Origin of the sequence: Pseudomonas sp. WC1 (genome assembly GCF_050586565.1) — a bacterium.
Classification (GTDB): domain Bacteria; phylum Pseudomonadota; class Gammaproteobacteria; order Pseudomonadales; family Pseudomonadaceae; genus Aquipseudomonas.
The window spans coordinates 1-15,198 of sequence record NZ_JBOBDQ010000015.1 but is presented as its reverse complement, the minus strand read 5'-3'; the positions used below and the strand labels follow the sequence as shown (position 1 = coordinate 15,198).

General features: G+C 66.2%; 12 protein-coding genes and 1 pseudogene. 10 read left to right on the top strand and 3 right to left on the bottom strand.

What is annotated here, in order from left to right:
* The first annotated feature begins 1 nt into the window (after window position 1).
* Together ACQ4OD_RS09360 and ACQ4OD_RS09355 are read left to right on the top strand one after the other, a co-directional pair.
* Window positions 2-3,079 (top strand): MexW/MexI family multidrug efflux RND transporter permease subunit, encoded by a 3,078-nt coding sequence (locus ACQ4OD_RS09360; protein ID WP_430944197.1) that lies wholly within the window; start codon window positions 2-4, stop codon window positions 3,077-3,079.
* Between the two features lie 78 nt (window positions 3,080-3,157).
* The gene (locus ACQ4OD_RS09355) at window positions 3,158-4,525 is read left to right on the top strand and encodes a TolC family outer membrane protein (protein ID WP_430944196.1); all 1,368 of its coding nucleotides are present in this window, start codon (window positions 3,158-3,160) and stop codon (window positions 4,523-4,525) included.
* 480 nt (window positions 4,526-5,005) lie between these two features.
* Here the strand turns inward: ACQ4OD_RS09355 and ACQ4OD_RS09350 are convergent, their stop codons facing one another.
* From ACQ4OD_RS09350 to ACQ4OD_RS09340, 3 genes are all read right to left on the bottom strand, one after another.
* Window positions 5,006-5,209 carry a DUF3077 domain-containing protein gene (locus tag ACQ4OD_RS09350; protein WP_139672577.1) on the bottom strand — a complete coding sequence of 68 codons (204 nt, stop codon included), beginning with the start codon at window positions 5,207-5,209 and terminating at the stop codon, window positions 5,006-5,008.
* A gap of 32 nt (window positions 5,210-5,241) precedes the next feature.
* Window positions 5,242-5,481 carry a hypothetical protein gene (locus ACQ4OD_RS09345; protein ID WP_102683553.1) on the bottom strand — a complete coding sequence of 80 codons (240 nt, stop codon included), beginning with the start codon at window positions 5,479-5,481 and terminating at the stop codon, window positions 5,242-5,244.
* Window positions 5,482-5,975: 494 nt separating this feature from the next.
* A complete protein-coding gene (locus tag ACQ4OD_RS09340) occupies window positions 5,976-6,872 on the bottom strand; it encodes a LysR family transcriptional regulator (protein ID WP_046856506.1) in 897 nt (298 codons plus the stop codon).
* 584 nt (window positions 6,873-7,456) lie between these two features.
* Here ACQ4OD_RS09340 and ACQ4OD_RS09335 point away from each other — a divergent pair.
* The 8 genes and pseudogenes from ACQ4OD_RS09335 to ACQ4OD_RS09300 all read left to right on the top strand — a co-directional run.
* Window positions 7,457-8,644, top strand: coding sequence for a hydroxymethylglutaryl-CoA synthase (locus ACQ4OD_RS09335; protein WP_110704543.1), 1,188 nt, complete (start codon window positions 7,457-7,459; stop codon window positions 8,642-8,644).
* Window positions 8,645-8,649: 5 nt separating this feature from the next.
* Window positions 8,650-9,432, top strand: coding sequence for an enoyl-CoA hydratase-related protein (locus ACQ4OD_RS09330; RefSeq protein ID WP_046856508.1), 783 nt, complete (start codon window positions 8,650-8,652; stop codon window positions 9,430-9,432).
* A gap of 79 nt (window positions 9,433-9,511) precedes the next feature.
* Entirely contained in the window at window positions 9,512-11,455 is a 1,944-nt protein-coding gene (gene asnB / locus ACQ4OD_RS09325; RefSeq protein WP_102683557.1) for an asparagine synthase (glutamine-hydrolyzing), read from the top strand.
* A complete protein-coding gene (locus ACQ4OD_RS09320) occupies window positions 11,452-12,576 on the top strand; it encodes an FAD-dependent oxidoreductase (RefSeq protein ID WP_102683558.1) in 1,125 nt (374 codons plus the stop codon). Before asnB ends, ACQ4OD_RS09320 begins: the two co-directional genes overlap by 4 nt.
* A 10-nt stretch (window positions 12,577-12,586) precedes the next feature.
* Window positions 12,587-13,663, top strand: a complete 1,077-nt coding sequence (locus ACQ4OD_RS09315; RefSeq protein ID WP_110605497.1) for an acyl-CoA dehydrogenase family protein — start codon at window positions 12,587-12,589, stop codon at window positions 13,661-13,663.
* An 11-nt stretch (window positions 13,664-13,674) separates the two neighbouring features.
* On the top strand, window positions 13,675-14,112 hold the full coding sequence (locus tag ACQ4OD_RS09310) for a PaaI family thioesterase (protein WP_028692820.1): 438 nt from the start codon (window positions 13,675-13,677) through the stop codon (window positions 14,110-14,112).
* A gap of 206 nt (window positions 14,113-14,318) precedes the next feature.
* Window positions 14,319-14,966: an FMN-dependent NADH-azoreductase gene (locus ACQ4OD_RS09305; protein ID WP_023629104.1), complete on the top strand. Its 648-nt coding sequence runs from the start codon at window positions 14,319-14,321 to the stop codon at window positions 14,964-14,966.
* Between the two features lies 1 nt (window position 14,967).
* A pseudogene (locus ACQ4OD_RS09300) lies at window positions 14,968-15,198 on the top strand (hypothetical protein); the annotation flags it as partial.

Below are 15,198 nucleotides of genomic sequence, written 5' to 3'. Positions count from 1 at the left end.
CATGAAATTCACCGACCTGTTCATCCGCCGCCCGGTACTGACCCTGGTGGTCTGCGCGATGATCGTCATGCTTGGCCTGTTGGCGCTGCTGAACCTGCCGATCCGCCAGTACCCGCAGCTGGAAAGCGCGACCATCACCATCACCACCGAATACCCCGGCGCCCGCTCGCAACTGATGCAGGGCTTCGTCACCCAGCCCATTTCGCAGGCCGTGGCATCGGTCGACGGCGTCGACTACCTGAGTTCGACCTCGACCCAGGGCAAGAGCGTCATCAGCGTGCGCCTGAAGCTCAACGCCGACTCCAACAAGGCCCTCACCGAGATCATGGCCGCCGTCAACCAGGTCAAGTACCGCCTGCCCGAAGGTGCCTACGACTCGGTGGTGGCCAAGTCTTCCGGCGAAGGCACGGCGGTGATCTACGTCGGCTTCTCGAGCAAGGACATCGGCCTGCCGGCGATCACCGACTACATCTCCCGCGTGGTGCAGCCGCGCCTGGCGGCCATCGACGGCGTGGCCGAGGCGCAGATCCTCGGCGGCCAGAAACTGGCCATGCGCCTGTGGCTGGACCCAGCGCGCATGGCTGCGCGCAACCTGTCGGCCAGCGACGTGGCCGAGGCCATCCGCCAGAACAACTTCCAGGCTGCCCCCGGGCAGACCAAGGGCCAGTACGTCTCGGCCAACATCAACATCAACACCGACCTGACCAGCGTCGACCAGTTCCGCCAGATGGTGGTGCGCCGCGACGGCGACACGCTGATCCGCCTGAGCGACATCGGCACCGCCGAGCTCGGCGCCACCTCCTACGACACCAGCGGCATCATGGACGGCGAGCCTGCGGTGTTCATCGGCCTGCACGCCACCCCCACCGGCAACCCGCTGACCATCGTCGGTTCAGTGCAGGAAATGATGCCGCAGATCCGCGAGACCATGCCGCCGGGCATGACCGCCAACATCGTGTTCGAGGTGGCGCGTTTCATCCAGGCGTCCATCGACGAGGTGGTCAAGACCCTGGTCGAGGCCGTGGTGATCGTCGCCGTGGTGATCTTCCTGTTCCTCGGCTCGCTGCGCAGCGTGCTGATCCCCCTGGTGACCATCCCGCTGTCGCTGATCGGCGCGGCGGCGATCATGAGCCTGTTCGGCTTCAGCATCAACCTGCTGACCCTGCTGTCGATGGTCCTGGCCATCGGCCTGGTGGTGGACGACGCCATCGTCGTGGTGGAGAACGTGCACCGGCATATCGAGGAAGGCAAGACGCCGTTGCATGCGGCCTTGGTCGGCGCCCGCGAGATCGCCGGCCCGGTGATCGCCATGACCCTGACCCTGGCCGCGGTGTACGCCCCGATCGGCCTGATGGGCGGGCTGACCGGCGCGCTGTTCAAGGAGTTCGCCTTCACCCTCGCCGGCGCCGTGGTGGTGTCCGGCGTGGTGGCGCTGACCCTGTCGCCGGTGATGAGCGCCTTCCTGCTCAACCGCCAGGCCAGCGAAGGGCCGATGGCGCGTGGCGCCGAGCGTTTCTTCCACTGGCTGGGCAACGGCTATGGCCGTTTGCTTGACGTGTCCCTGCACCACCGCTGGGTCACCCTGGCCATCGCCGTGGCGGTGTTCGTCAGCCTGCCGATCCTCTACCTCGGCGCCCAGCGCGAACTGGCGCCGGTCGAGGACCAGGCCCAGGTGCTGGCGGTGGCCAAGGCCCCGCAGTACGCCAACATCGATTACACCCAGATGTACGCGCACCGCATGGACCGCCTGTTCGCCACCTTCCCGGAAACCGACATCACCTGGGTGGTCAACGGCAACGACGGCCCGCGCACCGCGTTCGGCGGCGCCAACCTGAGCACCTGGGAAAAGCGCCAGCGCAGCGCCGACCAGCTGCAGGCCGAGATCCAGAAAGCCGTGGGCGAAATCGAGGGCGTGGCCATCTTCGCCTTCCAGCTGCCGCCGCTACCCGGCTCCACCGGCGGCCTGCCGGTGCAGATGGTGATCCAGAGCTCCCAGGACCACCGCGTGGTGTTCGACGCCATGGACAAGATCAAGCAGGCGGCCATGGCCAGCGGCCTGTTCGCCGTGGTCGACAGCGACCTGGACTTCAACAGCCCGCTGGTCAACATCAACATCGACCGCAGCAAGGCCAACGACCTGGGCATCAGCATGCAGGCCATCGGCGACGCCCTGGCGGTACTGGTGGGCGAGAACTACGTCAACCGCTTTGCCCTCGACGGCCGTTCCTACGACGTGATCCCACAGGTGGCACGGGCCCAGCGCCTGTCGGCGGAAATGCTGGTCGGCCAGTACGTCAAGGCCGCCAACGGCGCCCAGGTGCCGCTGTCGACCCTGGTCAGTTTCGACATGTCGATCGAGCCCAACAAGCTGACCCAGTTCAACCAGCTCAACTCGGCCACCCTGCAGGCGGTGCCGGCGCCGGGCGTGAGCATCGGCGACGCGGTGCAGTTCCTCGCCGCCCAGGCCAATGCCCTGCCCACCGGCTTCAGCCATGACTGGCTGTCGGATGCCCGCCAGTTCGTCCAGGAAGGCAGCGCCCTGGTGGTGACGTTCATCTTCGCCATCCTGGTCATCTACCTGGTGCTGGCGGCGCAGTTCGAAAGCCTGCGCGACCCGTTGGTGATCCTGGTCAGCGTGCCGATGTCGGTATGCGGCGCGCTGATCCCGCTGTACCTGGGCTACGCCACGGTGAACATCTATACGCAGATCGGCCTGGTGACCCTGGTCGGCCTGATCAGCAAGCACGGCATCCTCATGGTCGAGTTCGCCAACGAGCTGCAGCAGGCCGACCAGCTCGACCGCCGCACGGCCATCGAGCGCGCCGCGCAGATCCGCCTGCGGCCGATCCTGATGACCACCGCGGCCATGGTCGTGGGCCTGGTGCCGCTGCTGCTGGCCAGCGGCGCCGGTGCCCACAGCCGCTTCAGCCTGGGCCTGGTGATCGTCATCGGCATGCTGGTCGGTACGCTGTTCACCCTGTTCATCCTGCCCACCGTGTACTCGCTGCTGGCCAAGGATCACCGTGCCAGCGAAGACCCACGCCTGCAGGAACTGGCCGCCTACACCCAGCCGGCCTGACCCCTTAGCCCGCCCTCCCCTGTGGCAGCCATGACCGGCTGCCCCTGGGAGCGGCCGGCCCGAATAAAGAGAAACGACATGCTACGTAAGACCCTTCTGCCCCTGCTGCTGCTGGCGCCCCTGGCACAGGCCGTTGCCGCCGACCGTGCGACGCTGATGTCGGTGTACGCCCAGGTGGTCGAGCACAACAGCGACATGGCCGCCGCCCGCGAGAACTACCTGGCCCGCCGCGAGGCCGTGCCCCTGGCCCGCGCCCGCCTGCTGCCGCAGGTGGCCCTGGATGCCGAGGCCGGCGACGTGCGCAGCGACCGCCGCCAGGTCGAGCAACGCAGCGGCAGCCTGTACCGCCTGAGCCTCGACCAACCGCTGTTCGACCTCAGCCGCTGGTTCGACTACAAAGCCGCGCAGTCCGAGAACGAACAGGCCGAACTGGACTTCTCGGCATTCCAGCAGCAGCTGATCCTCGACACCGCCAGCAGCTACTTCGACACCCTGCTGGCCGAGGACAATTTGGCCACCGCCAAGGCCGAGCTGCGCGCCTTCGACCGCCAGCTGCAACAGACCCGGCTGAGCTACGACGCCGGCCTGTCCGACCAGAACGACATGCTCTCGGCCCAGGCCAGCTTCGACCGCGCCAGCGCCAACCTGATCGACAGCCAGCGCCGCAGCGAGGACGCCTACCAGGCACTGATGCGCCTGACCGGCCAGGCCCAGCCGGCATTGGCCGGGATCCGTCACAGCCTGCCGGTGCAGGCGCCGGTGCCCGAGCGCGCCGAGGCCTGGGTCGAGCAGGCCATGGCGCAGAACCTGCGCCTGCGCGCCAGCCAGGCCGCCGTTAGCCAGGCCGGCCAGACCCTGCGCAGCAGCAAGGCCGATCACCTGCCGACCTTCAACCTGGCCATGGGCTACGCCGAGGGTGACAGCGACCTGATGGACTCCAGCGCGCACTTCGGCCAGCGCCCCGGCAACCAGCGCGACAGCTCGGTGATGATACAGATGAAGCTGCCGCTGTTCAGCGGCGGCGGCACCAGCGCGCGGGTGCGCCAGGCCACCCATGAGCTGGCGCGTACCGAGTACGGCCGCACCAGCCTCGAACGCGAGGTGCTGGAAGGGTCGCGCAACGCCTTCCGCGCGGTGGTCAGCGATGTCGAGCAGGTGCGCGCGCGGCGCCAGAGCATCATCTCCAGCCAGGGCTCGTTGCGGGCCACCGAGGCGGGGTATGAGGTGGGCAGCCGCAACATCGTCGATATCCTCGATGCCCAGCGCGACCTGTACAACGCGGTGCGTGACTACAACGTCTCGCGCTATGCGTACATCGTCGACAGCCTGCGGCTCAAGCAGCAGGCTGGCAGCCTGAGCCCGGAAGACCTGCGCGAATTGGCGGGGTATCTGAAGCTGGATTACGAGCCGGAGCGGGATTTCCTGCCGAGTGATCTGCGCGGGTAAGGTATTGGTAATCGCGGGGCCCGTGCCCACGACAGGGTGTTTAGCGTCAGGCCTTGCAAGGTGTTCGCCGTAGCTCTTGCAGCGCCTGTCAGATCGAGCGCCGCCCGCGCGGCGCATCGCTGGCAAGCCAGCTCCCACATCTGTTTCGGGCCAGTTATGCCTGTGCTGCCGCGGCTGTACGCCTTGTTGGTACGACGCGGTTTCAGCGTAGGCACCACTGGCGCCCCACCAGTCCCAAGGCATGCACCAAGGCGGACAGTGATAACCCCACAGGACAGACTGGCCCGAAACAGATGTGGGAGCTGGCTTGCCAGCGATGCGCCGCGCGGGCGGCGCTCGATCAGACAGGCGCTGCAAGAGTTAAGGCGAACACCTGGTAGCCCTGATGCGGTCAATAACCCTCGCGCCAAAAGACCTTGAACGGGATGGTGTTTGGCGTGGGAGCGGCGGTGCGACTTGCCCCGCGATAGAGCCATCGGATCAACCGGACCGGTTCAACCCCAACTCCATATCATCAATCAACGCCTTGGCCATGGCGCTCAACATGCGCGCTGCGCTGCCCGCCATCAGGTCGCCTTCCATCTCGGCCTCGCAAGTGAGGTGGCGAATGCAGCCAAGCAGCACCGACAACTCGCTGAAGGCATCCGCGAAGGGAATGCCCGGCTCGACCTTGAACAGGTCCATGCAACGGGTCCGGCCTGCGGTACGTGCATTGGTCATGGCTGCACCTGCGGCTTGTGTTCGAGCAAGGCACAGGCAAGCTGGCCAAGGTAGTCGCTGGCGGTGAACAGGCGGTTCTGGGTTTCGCCAGGTTCGGTCTTGAAGTAGATATCGAGGACATCGGAAATAGCCGTGGCCACTTCGACGGCGGCGGTCATGGCTTCTTCGCGGGTGAGGGTCGGGCGGATAGCGATGAAGGGGGCTAGACGGGGTGGGTCTGGAACGATCTTTTTCATAGTCAACACTCCTGCGCGGTTCAAGAATGCTGCCCTCCGACGCCTTTCTCACGGGACAAAGGGTGGCAGCCGTGCACGGGGTGAGAAACCGAGGCGCAAGAGAAACTCGGCCAGACCGAAGTCTGCCCGGGCACGGCTGCCATAACTGGATTGCCGATAATTTACGCCTCGGGTTCTCACGCCCGGTCACCTGGTGTGGCGACCCCGTGAAGTTATCCGTGGGGTATTTCCCCGACAACGCAGCAGCTTCCGGCAAGCGCGTAGGATAGTTCCCAAGCTTTGCTGGCTGAAGCATTTGGTTTCAGGTTCGGAAAGATCCGACAGATCGCCGGGGCTGCTGCGCAGCCCTTTCGCTGGCAAGCCAGCTCCCACAGGAACGGCGCTTGGCTTGAGGGCGGCGCGGTCGGAGTGGGAGGCGGCTTGCCGGCGATGCGCCGCGTCAGCGGCGCTCGATCACTCAGGCGCTACGACAATGACGCCAAGCACCTGGCCCATCACCCCGGCCGATACTCCCGGCACCGCTCCCGCAGTATCTGCGCCAGCAAGCGCACCTCGGGACTGTGCCGGTACTCCTCGGGGTACCCCATGTACATCGGCACCTCCCGCTCCCGCTGATGCTGCAGGTTGACCCGCACCAACCGCCCTTGCGCCAACCCCTGCTGCACCCGATGCTCCGGCAGCCAGGCAAAGCCCATCCCCCGTTCGACGAAGCTCTCGGCCGCCGCCAGGCTGCTCACCGTCCAGCGCTGCGAGGTCCCCAGCCAGCCGCTGTTCTGCGAATTGCGCGTGCCGGAATCGCGGATCACCACCTGCCGGTGGTTCTTCATGTCGTCCAGGCTCAACTCGCCCTGCGCCTCGCTGAGCGGGTGGCTGGCCCCCACCACGCAGATCAACGAGACATTCAGCAAGAACTCCTGCAGATACCCCGAGGGCAGGCTGCTGGCGATGCCCAGCTCGACCTTGCCGTCCTCGAGCAACTCGCGAGCCCCGGACAACGCCGTCTCGTACAGGCGGATACGGTGATCCTTGTACTCCAGGGCGAACTCCTGCAATGCCTGTTGCAGCAGCTCGATGGGGAACAGCACATCCACCGCCAGCGCCTGTTCGGTGAACAACCCTGGCTGGTATTGGTTAGCCAGGTGCTCGAGCTTCTGCGCCGCGCCCAGCAGGTGCTTGGCCTGGGGCAATAGCGCCTTGCCCAGCGAGGTGAGCACGGCCTTGCGCCCTTCGATGATGAACAGCTCCTGGCCCAGGAGCATTTCCATGCGGTTGACCGAATGGCTGATCGCCGACTGCGACTTGTACATGTGCTCGCCGGCCTGCTGGAAACCGCCGCACTCGACCGTGCAGACGAACGCGCGCCACTGATCGAGACTGATCTTGGAAAACACCACTACCTCCTTGTGTGCCCGAAAACCGGGCGACGATTCCTTTGTCCTGCGGCGTTGTACCACAGCTGCCGCCAACACATGAAGACCGTGCCGCGATGCACGCACTTTTTGTCACTATTCGCCCAGCCCGCTTCGTGCGACAACAACGTCCCGCACAGTGCCTGGCACTAATGGATGAATTTTGGACAAGGAGTGTCCCCCCATGCAGATATGCACAAGCGATACGGCATAAAACAATAGCCGGAACAACACGGCAAAATAAAAGGCGATAACGCCATAAAATTTTCATATTAAGACAATTGAAAATTTTAATTGCCATATTGTTCGACAATCCCCCTTCCAAGCCTTTTATGAAAGCCGCGTGACAGCACGGGGCTTGCGTCTGCGCGCGCTAAAAAAAAGAATAACTTAATAGCCAAAAAAACCATGAACAGGCGTCATCAATCCCATCTGAATTATTCGCTTTTTTTGGCAAAAGCTTCAGCCGCAATAATTAAATGGCCAGCAGGGACTGGCACCGGAACAACAAGACCGGTTGTGTATTTTGGGATTTTTTCAACAGTGAAAAATAATTGGGCATACACATGAAAATCGGCATTGATGATATTGGGCTGTCTGTACCGCAACACTTTTTCGCACTGGAAGAACTTGCCGAACGGCACGGTATCGACCCGCAGAAGTACCTGGTCGGCATCGGCCAGGAGTTCATGGCCGTGCCGGCCCCGGACGAAGACATCGTGACCCTGGCGGCCAACGCCGCCCTGCCGCTGCTCGATGACGCCACCCGCGCCTCGATCGCCACGGTGATCCTCGCCACCGAGAGCGGCATCGACCAGTCCAAGGCCGCCGGCCTGTTCGTCCACAGCCTGCTCGGCCTGCGCGCCGACTGCCGCGTGGTGGAGTTCAAGCAGGCCTGCTACGGCGCCACCGCCGGCTTGCAGATGGCCCGTGCGCTGGTCGCCCAGCGTCCTCACGAAAAGGTGCTGGTGATCGCCACCGACATCGCCCGCTACGAGCAGAACTCCGAGGGCGAATGCACCCAGGGCGCCGGCGCCGTGGCCATGATCGTGGCCGAGAACCCGCGCCTGCTGGAGCTGCACCCGCACCAGGGCCGCTACAGCCTGGACGTCTCGGACTTCTGGCGGCCGAACCTGCGCAGCACCGCGCTGGTCGATGGCAAGCTGTCGATCGAGGTCTACCTGGAGTCGCTGCGCAACGCCTGGCAGAGCTACCGCGCCGACGGCGGCCTGGGCCTGGAAGACATGAGCTTCCTGTGCTTCCACCAGCCGTTCACCAAGATGGCGAAGAAGGCCTTCTCGGTGTTCGAGGCGATCGAACCCGAAGCGGCCAAGGCCCTGGGCGAGCAGGCCTACGCCACCAGCCAGCTGTACGGCAAGGCCATCGGCAACTGCTACACCGCCTCGCTGTACATCGCCCTGCTGTCGCTGCTGGACAACAGCGACGAGGACCTGACCGGGCGCAACATCGGCCTGTTCAGCTACGGTTCGGGCAGCGTCGGCGAGTTCTTCAGCGCCACCGTGGTGCCGGGCTACCAGGCCCATTCGCGGCGCAAGGCGCATGCGCGCATGCTGGCCAGCCGCACCCGCCTGGGCCATGAGCAGTACAGCGCCTGGTTCTACGGCGACAACCACCCGGCCGTGGCCGACTACAGCACGCCGTACGTCACCGGCGGCGCCTTCCGCTACGGCGGTTGCGAAGGCTACCGCCGTCAGTACGAGAGCACCGCCCTGTCCCTGAAGATGGCGAGCTGACGACCATGAGCGACGTGCTGCTGAGCTGGCCGCAACCTGCGGTCGCCTGCCTGACCCTGAACCGTCCGCATGCCGGCAACGCCCTCGACGAGGCCCTGCTCGGAGCCTTGCACGAGCAGTTGCAGGCCCTCGCCGAGCACCCCGGGCTGCGCGCCCTGGTGCTCGACGGCGCCGGCGAGCACCTGTGCACCGGGGCGGACCTGGAGTGGATGCGCCGCAGCCGCGAGTTCGACCATGCGCGCAACCTGGAGGACGCCAGCCTGCTGGCCAACGTCCTGCAGCGCCTGGACGACTTCCCGGTGCCGGTGCTGATGCTGGCCCGCGGCGCGGTGTTCGGCGGGGCCTTGGGCCTCTTGTGCTGCGCCGACCATGTGCTGGCCGCCGAGGATGCGCGGTTCTGCTTCAGCGAGGCGCGCCTGGGCCTGGCCCCGGCCTTGATCAGCCCCTACGTGGTGCGCGCCATGGGCGTGCGCCAGGCACGGCGCTACATGCTCTCGGCCGAGGTGTTCGGCACCGAGGACGCGCTGCGCCTGCAGCTGGTCCACCGCCTGGTGCCCGCCGCCGAGCTGGAGCAGGCCCGCGACCGCTGGCTGGCCACCCTGCTGCAGACCGGCCCCCAGGCCAGTCGCGAGATCAAGCAGATGCTGGCGCGCCTGGCAGGCCGCGACCACCTGCTCGACGAGCAGGGTTGCAACCTGCAGCTGATCGCCCGCCTGCGCACCTCCAGCGAGGGCCAGCACGGTCTTGCCGCCTTCTTCGAACGCAGCCGCCCCGACTGGGCGCAATGAACCCTGGGTGCGCGGACCACGAAGCCCGCGCCGTTCCGGCGTCGCCGACGACGCCGACCTATGAGAAAAGGATTTTGCCATGTGTGGTTTCATCGGTGTCTACCAGTCCAAACGCAACAGCATCAGCGACCAGTCGATCCTCGACGCCCTGGCCGCCATCAACCACCGCGGCCCGGACGAGCACAGCCTGTGGCGTGACCCGGGCGAGCGCGCCGTGCTCGGCCATACCCGCCTGAGCATCATCGGCCTGGACAACGGCATGCAGCCGATCGTCGCCGACGAAGGCGACCTGGCGGTGATCGTCAACGGCGAGTTCTACGACCACGAGCGCATCCGCGCCGAGCTGCAGGCCGAAGGCGCGATCTTCAAGACCGCCTCGGACAGCGAGATCGCCCTGCACCTGTACCGCCGCTCCGGCATGGCCGGGCTCAAGGAGCTGCGCGGCGAGTTCGCCATGGTCCTGTTCGACCGCCGTCGCCGCCTGATGCTGGCGGTGCGCGACCGCCTGGGCATCAAGCCGCTGTTCTACACCCAGCATGAAGGCAACTGGTACTTCGCCTCCGAGATCAAGGCCCTGCTGGCCGCCGGCGTCAACCCGACCTGGGACGAGAACGCCTACGCCAGCCGCGCCTTCTACCTGCGCGACCACACCCTGTTCGAAGGCGTGCGCAGCGTGCAGCCGGGCTGCTGGGTGATGGTCGACCACGGCGGCCTGCACAGCGGCCGCTACTGGGACATGGAATTCGCCCGCCGCGACACCCCGGCGCCGAGCGACGAGGCCGGCATGATCGAGGCCGTGCGTGCCTCCATCGAAGAAGCCGTGCGCCTGCGCCTGCGCGCCGACGTGCCGATGGGCGTGTACCTGAGCGGCGGCATCGACTCCTCGGCGATGCTGGGCATGGCCACCGCCCTCAAGGGCGAGCCACTGGACGCCTTCAACCTGTCGTTCACCGACATGGACGACTACGACGAGAACCGTTTTGCGCGCATGGCCGCCGAGCACAACGGCGCGCGCTTCCACACCATCGAGATCACCCAGGACGACCTGGCGGATAACTTCGAGCAGGCGGTATGGCACAACGAGACGCCGTTCTTCAACGCCCACGGCGTGGCCAAGTACATCCTCAGCAAGGAAGTGCGCAAGGCCGGCCTGAAGGTGGTGCTGACCGGCGAAGGCGCCGACGAAGTGTTCGCCGGCTACCCACACTTCCGCCGCGACATGCTGCTGTACAACAACGAACAACAAGACCCGAAAGTCATCGACCTGCTGCGCCAGCGCATCCAGGCCAACGAACAGGGCTACACCAACGCGCACATGCCCCACGACATCCACTGGATGGTCGACCAGCTCAAGCACGGCGTGTCGTGGCTGGACAACCAGGCCGGCTGGTTCAAGGCCCTGGAGAGCCTGTACCGCGGCGACTTCCGCGACCACTTCACCGGCGTCGACCCGTACCGCCAGTTCTTCGACCGCCTCGACCACGGCAAGCTCGCCGACCGCGACCCGGTGCACAACTCCATGTACCTGTGGGCCAAGTCGTACCTGCCGAACTTCGTCCTCACCACCCTGGGCGATCGCATGGAAATGGCCAACAGCATCGAAGGCCGCGTGCCGCTGCTCGACCACCATGTGGTCGAACTGGCCTGCCAGCTGCCGGTGTGGATGAAGGTGCGCGGCGCCACCGAGAAGTACGTGTTCCGCGAGGCCATGCGCCCTTACCTGCCCAAGGCCCTGTACGAGCGCAAGAAGCACTACTTCCGCGCGCCGCCGGCCACCCTGCAGCAGCAAGGCCGTCTGTGGCAGCTGGTGCAGGACACCCTGCACAGCCGTGACCTGGACGCGCTGCCGTTCTTCGACGCGGCCAAGGTACGCAGCCTGCTCAAGCAACTGCCGACCCTCAGCGCCCAGGAACAAGGCCTGCTCGACCCGATGCTGATGGAGCTGACCAGCCTGTGCCTGCTGCAGCGCCGCTACCGCATGAGCGGCCAGAGCTGGAACACCTTGAGCGAGGTGGCCGCATGAAGATCGCGATCATCGGCGCCGGCCTCAATGGCCTGGCCTGCGCCCTGATTCTCAAGCGCTTCGGCCTCGAGGCCACGGTGTACGAGCGGGCCCATGGCCCGCGCGACTCGGGCACCGGCATCTACGTCTGGCCCCAGGGCGTGCAGGTGCTGCGCTTCCTGTTCAACGACACCAGCTTCATCGGCCGCGGCAAGGCCATCGAGTTCCTCGACACCCATGGCCGCGACGGTCGCCTGATCCACAGCCAGCCGGTACGCCCGGACGGCCTGGGGATCCCGGCGCCGGCGGTGATGTTCCCACGCCCCGAGCTGTTCGGCCTGCTGCGCGAACGCCTGGCGCCGGGGCAGATCCGCTACCAGATGGGTTGCGAGAAGGTGGAGAAGGTCGGCGAACAGGCGCGGGTCACCTTCAGCAACGGCGAGCAGGAAGACTTCGACCTGGTGATCGGCAGCGACGGCGTCGGCTCCACCGTGCGCCAGTGCCTGGAGCCGGGGCTGACGCCCTATGACACGGGCCTGGTGGCCAGCCGCGGCATGGTCGAGTTCGACTCGCCGCTGCTGCTGCCCGACCGTTGCCAGATCTTCGCCTCGGAGTTCTCGCGGGTGGTCACCTACCCGCTGGCGGCCGACCGCCCGTACCGCTACTGGTTCGCCGCCTACCAGCACCGCAACCAGCCGCTGCTCGACCGCGACGGCCTGGTGCGGCTGTTCGCCGACCTGCCGCCGGATGTGGTGCGGATGATGGAAGCCACCGAGCACGAGCAGATCCTCACCCACAAGATGATGGCCCTGACCGGCGCCGGCTGCTGGCAGAACGGCCGCGTGGTGATGCTCGGCGACAGCATCCACGCCATGCTGCCGACCCTCGGCTACGGCCTGACCCTGGGCCTGGAGAACGCCTTCATGCTCGCCCAGGCCCTGGTCGGCTGCTGCGACGAGCGCCTCGACAGCGCTCTGCAGCGCTACGAGATCCGCGCCGCCGAGCGTTCGCGGGTGATGCTGGAAGTGATGCGCGATATGACCGACCTGTACTACTTCGAGGAGGACAGTGCCATGACCTCCTCGCGGATCCGGCCGATCGTCGAGCGCTTCCACGACCTGGCCCTGACCACGGTGTTCTGAGGAGATCGCCATGACCGACGCATACCGCCAGCGCCTGCAGGCCTTCGTCAGCGAGCGCATCACGCCGAACGTGGCGGCCTGGGAGCAGCTCGGCGCCTACCCGGCCACGCTCAACCGCGAGGCCGGCGCCGCCGGCCTGCTCGGCCTGGGCCACGACCACCGCCAGTTGCCGGACGACCCGCGGGCCGTGGCGGTGCTGATCGAGGAGCTGACCCGCAGCGGCGCCCAGGGCATCACCATGGGCCTGGGCTCGCACTTCGTCAGCCTCAAGGCGGTGCAGGCCACCGGCCACCCGATCGTCCACGACCTGGTGCCGGCGGTGCTCGACGGCCGCCAGAGCATCGCCCTGGCGATCACCGAGCGCCAGGCCGGCTCCGACCTGCGTGCCCTGGAGTGCCGCGCCACGCGCCAGGCCGATGGCTACCGGCTGAACGGGCACAAGGCGTTCATCTGCAACGCCACCCGCGCCGACTGGCTGCTGATGGTCGGCCACTGCGAGGACGGCCTGGCGCTGTTCCTGGTCGAGGGCTCCGCCGCCGGCATCCGTCACACCCCGCGCCAGGCCCTGGGCTGGCGCTGCCTGCCGCTGGCCGACCTGGAGCTTGTGGACGTGCCAGCGCTGCGCCTGACCGGCAAGGGCGGCGTCGGCCGCCTGCTGCAAGCCAGCCTGCAGCAGGAGCGGCTGAACCTGGCGGTGATGGCCATCACCAGCGCCGACATGGCCCTGCAGGCCGCCATCGACTGGTGCAAGAGCCGCCAGGTCGGCGGCAAGGCGTTGTTCGACAAGTCGGTGATCCGCCAGCGCCTGGCCGAGCACTATGCGCAGCTGACAGTCAGCCGCCAGTTCGTCGACACCTGCGTGGCCCGCCAGGCCGAAGGCACCCTCGACGCGCACCAGGTCGCCATCGCCAAGAACAGCGCCGTGCAGACTTTGGAAACCCTGGCCCGCGACGCCGTGCAGCTACATGGCGCCCACGGCTGCGTCGAGCCCTCGCTGGTCGAACGCATCCACCGCGACGCCCGCCTGCTGGCCATCGGCGGCGGTACCCACGAAATCATGCTGGAAATCATTGCCCGGCACCTGTGAAGGATCACACCATGAGCACCATCAGCGACCACGCCGCCGCGCACTCGCGCGCGCTGCTCGAACACGCCTACCAGCGCTACTGCGGGCTGGAAATGCTGGAACAGTCCCCCGGCCAATGCACCTGCCGGCTGACCGTCACCGATGCCATCGACAACCTCAGCCAGACCCTGCACGGCGGGGTGATCTACTCGATGCTCGACGTCACCAGCATGCTCGCCACCCTGCCCCTGCTGGGGCCGGACGAGTACGCCCTGACCAACAGTTTCAACACCCTGCTGCTGTCGGCCACGCCGCGCGACACCGAGGTGTTGTTCCACGCCAAGGTGATCCGCGACGGCCGCAACCTGATGTTCACCCAGGCCGAGGCCTGGCGGGTCAATGCCGACGGCAGCCAGACCCGCATCGCCAGCGCGCAGCTGAGCAAGTTCAGGCTCAAGCGGGAGTGGTGACGGCGTAATCGCACATCACCTTCATCGCGGGGCAAGCCCACTCTCACACCCACTGTGAGAGCGGGCTTGCCCCGCGCTCGTTTCAACGCAAAGCCCCTGCCGATACATGACAACCTTAAGGGTAAAACCCTGATTATCTGCGCTTTTCACTCCAGCCCGATTGCTCAAGACTGCATGCCACACACATCACAGAAAGGATTCGCGCAATGAATCACAAGGTCCTGGTCATCCGCTCCTCGATCAAGTCCGACGGCGGCTTCTCCGGCCAACTGGTGGACAACTTCCTCAAGCAGCTCAAAGAGGTCAACCCCGAAGCTTCGGTGGCGGTGCGCGACCTGCACGCCCAGCCCATCCCGCACCTCAATGCGGTGACCATGGACGCCCTGTTCGGCGGTGACGCCAGCAGCATCGAGGCGGCCGCGGCGCTGAAGCTGTCCAACGAACTGATCGAAGAGATCCAGGAAGCCGACCGCGTGGTGATCGGCCTGCCACGCTACAACTTCGGCGCACCGTCGATCCTGCACACCTGGGTCGACTACATCGTGCGTGGCGGCGTCACCTTCACCTATGTCGACGGCGCCCCGGTCGGGCTGCTCGACGACAAGCCGGTGCACGTGCTCAACGCCAGCGGCGGCGTTTACAGCCAGGGCACCGACACCCTGGCTGGCTGGCTGTCGCAGACCTTGGGCTTCGTTGGCCTGAACAGCGTCGAGTTCATCTACGCCGAAGGCCTTGGCATGGGCGAAGAGAGCCTGGCCGCGGGCCTGGCCGCCGCCAACCTGAAGATCCAGCACAGCATCGCCGCCCTCGGCGAGCGCCCATGCCCAAGCCTGGCCACCGCAGTAGGGAGGTAAGATGACCCGCAGCCAAGACAACCCGTCGGTCCAGGAGCTGTTCCTCAGCGAACTGGTGGCCGAGCCCAACCGCTACCACCTATACATCTCCCACGCCTGCCCGTTCTCGCACCGGGTGCACCTGGTGCAGAGCCTGCTGGGCCTGGAAGATGCACTGGACGTCACCTCGGTGGGGGGGGGGCGACAAAAACAAGGAGGGGGGGTTGGAGAGCACGAACAAAAAAAACTGCCC

Bases quoted from the DNA above. Each gene is read 5' to 3' on its own strand.
- ACQ4OD_RS09360 (WP_430944197.1), top strand. From the start codon at position 2: ATGAAATTCACCGACCTGTTCATCCGCCGCCCGGTACTGACCCTGGTG.
- ACQ4OD_RS09355 (WP_430944196.1), top strand. From the start codon at position 3,158: ATGCTACGTAAGACCCTTCTGCCCCTGCTGCTGCTGGCGCCCCTGGCA.
- ACQ4OD_RS09350 (WP_139672577.1), bottom strand. From the start codon at position 5,209: ATGGACCTGTTCAAGGTCGAGCCGGGCATTCCCTTCGCGGATGCCTTC.
- ACQ4OD_RS09345 (WP_102683553.1), bottom strand. From the start codon at position 5,481: ATGAAAAAGATCGTTCCAGACCCACCCCGTCTAGCCCCCTTCATCGCT.
- ACQ4OD_RS09335 (WP_110704543.1), top strand. From the start codon at position 7,457: ATGAAAATCGGCATTGATGATATTGGGCTGTCTGTACCGCAACACTTT.
- ACQ4OD_RS09330 (WP_046856508.1), top strand. From the start codon at position 8,650: ATGAGCGACGTGCTGCTGAGCTGGCCGCAACCTGCGGTCGCCTGCCTG.
- asnB (WP_102683557.1), top strand. From the start codon at position 9,512: ATGTGTGGTTTCATCGGTGTCTACCAGTCCAAACGCAACAGCATCAGC.
- ACQ4OD_RS09320 (WP_102683558.1), top strand. From the start codon at position 11,452: ATGAAGATCGCGATCATCGGCGCCGGCCTCAATGGCCTGGCCTGCGCC.
- ACQ4OD_RS09315 (WP_110605497.1), top strand. From the start codon at position 12,587: ATGACCGACGCATACCGCCAGCGCCTGCAGGCCTTCGTCAGCGAGCGC.
- ACQ4OD_RS09310 (WP_028692820.1), top strand. From the start codon at position 13,675: ATGAGCACCATCAGCGACCACGCCGCCGCGCACTCGCGCGCGCTGCTC.
- ACQ4OD_RS09305 (WP_023629104.1), top strand. From the start codon at position 14,319: ATGAATCACAAGGTCCTGGTCATCCGCTCCTCGATCAAGTCCGACGGC.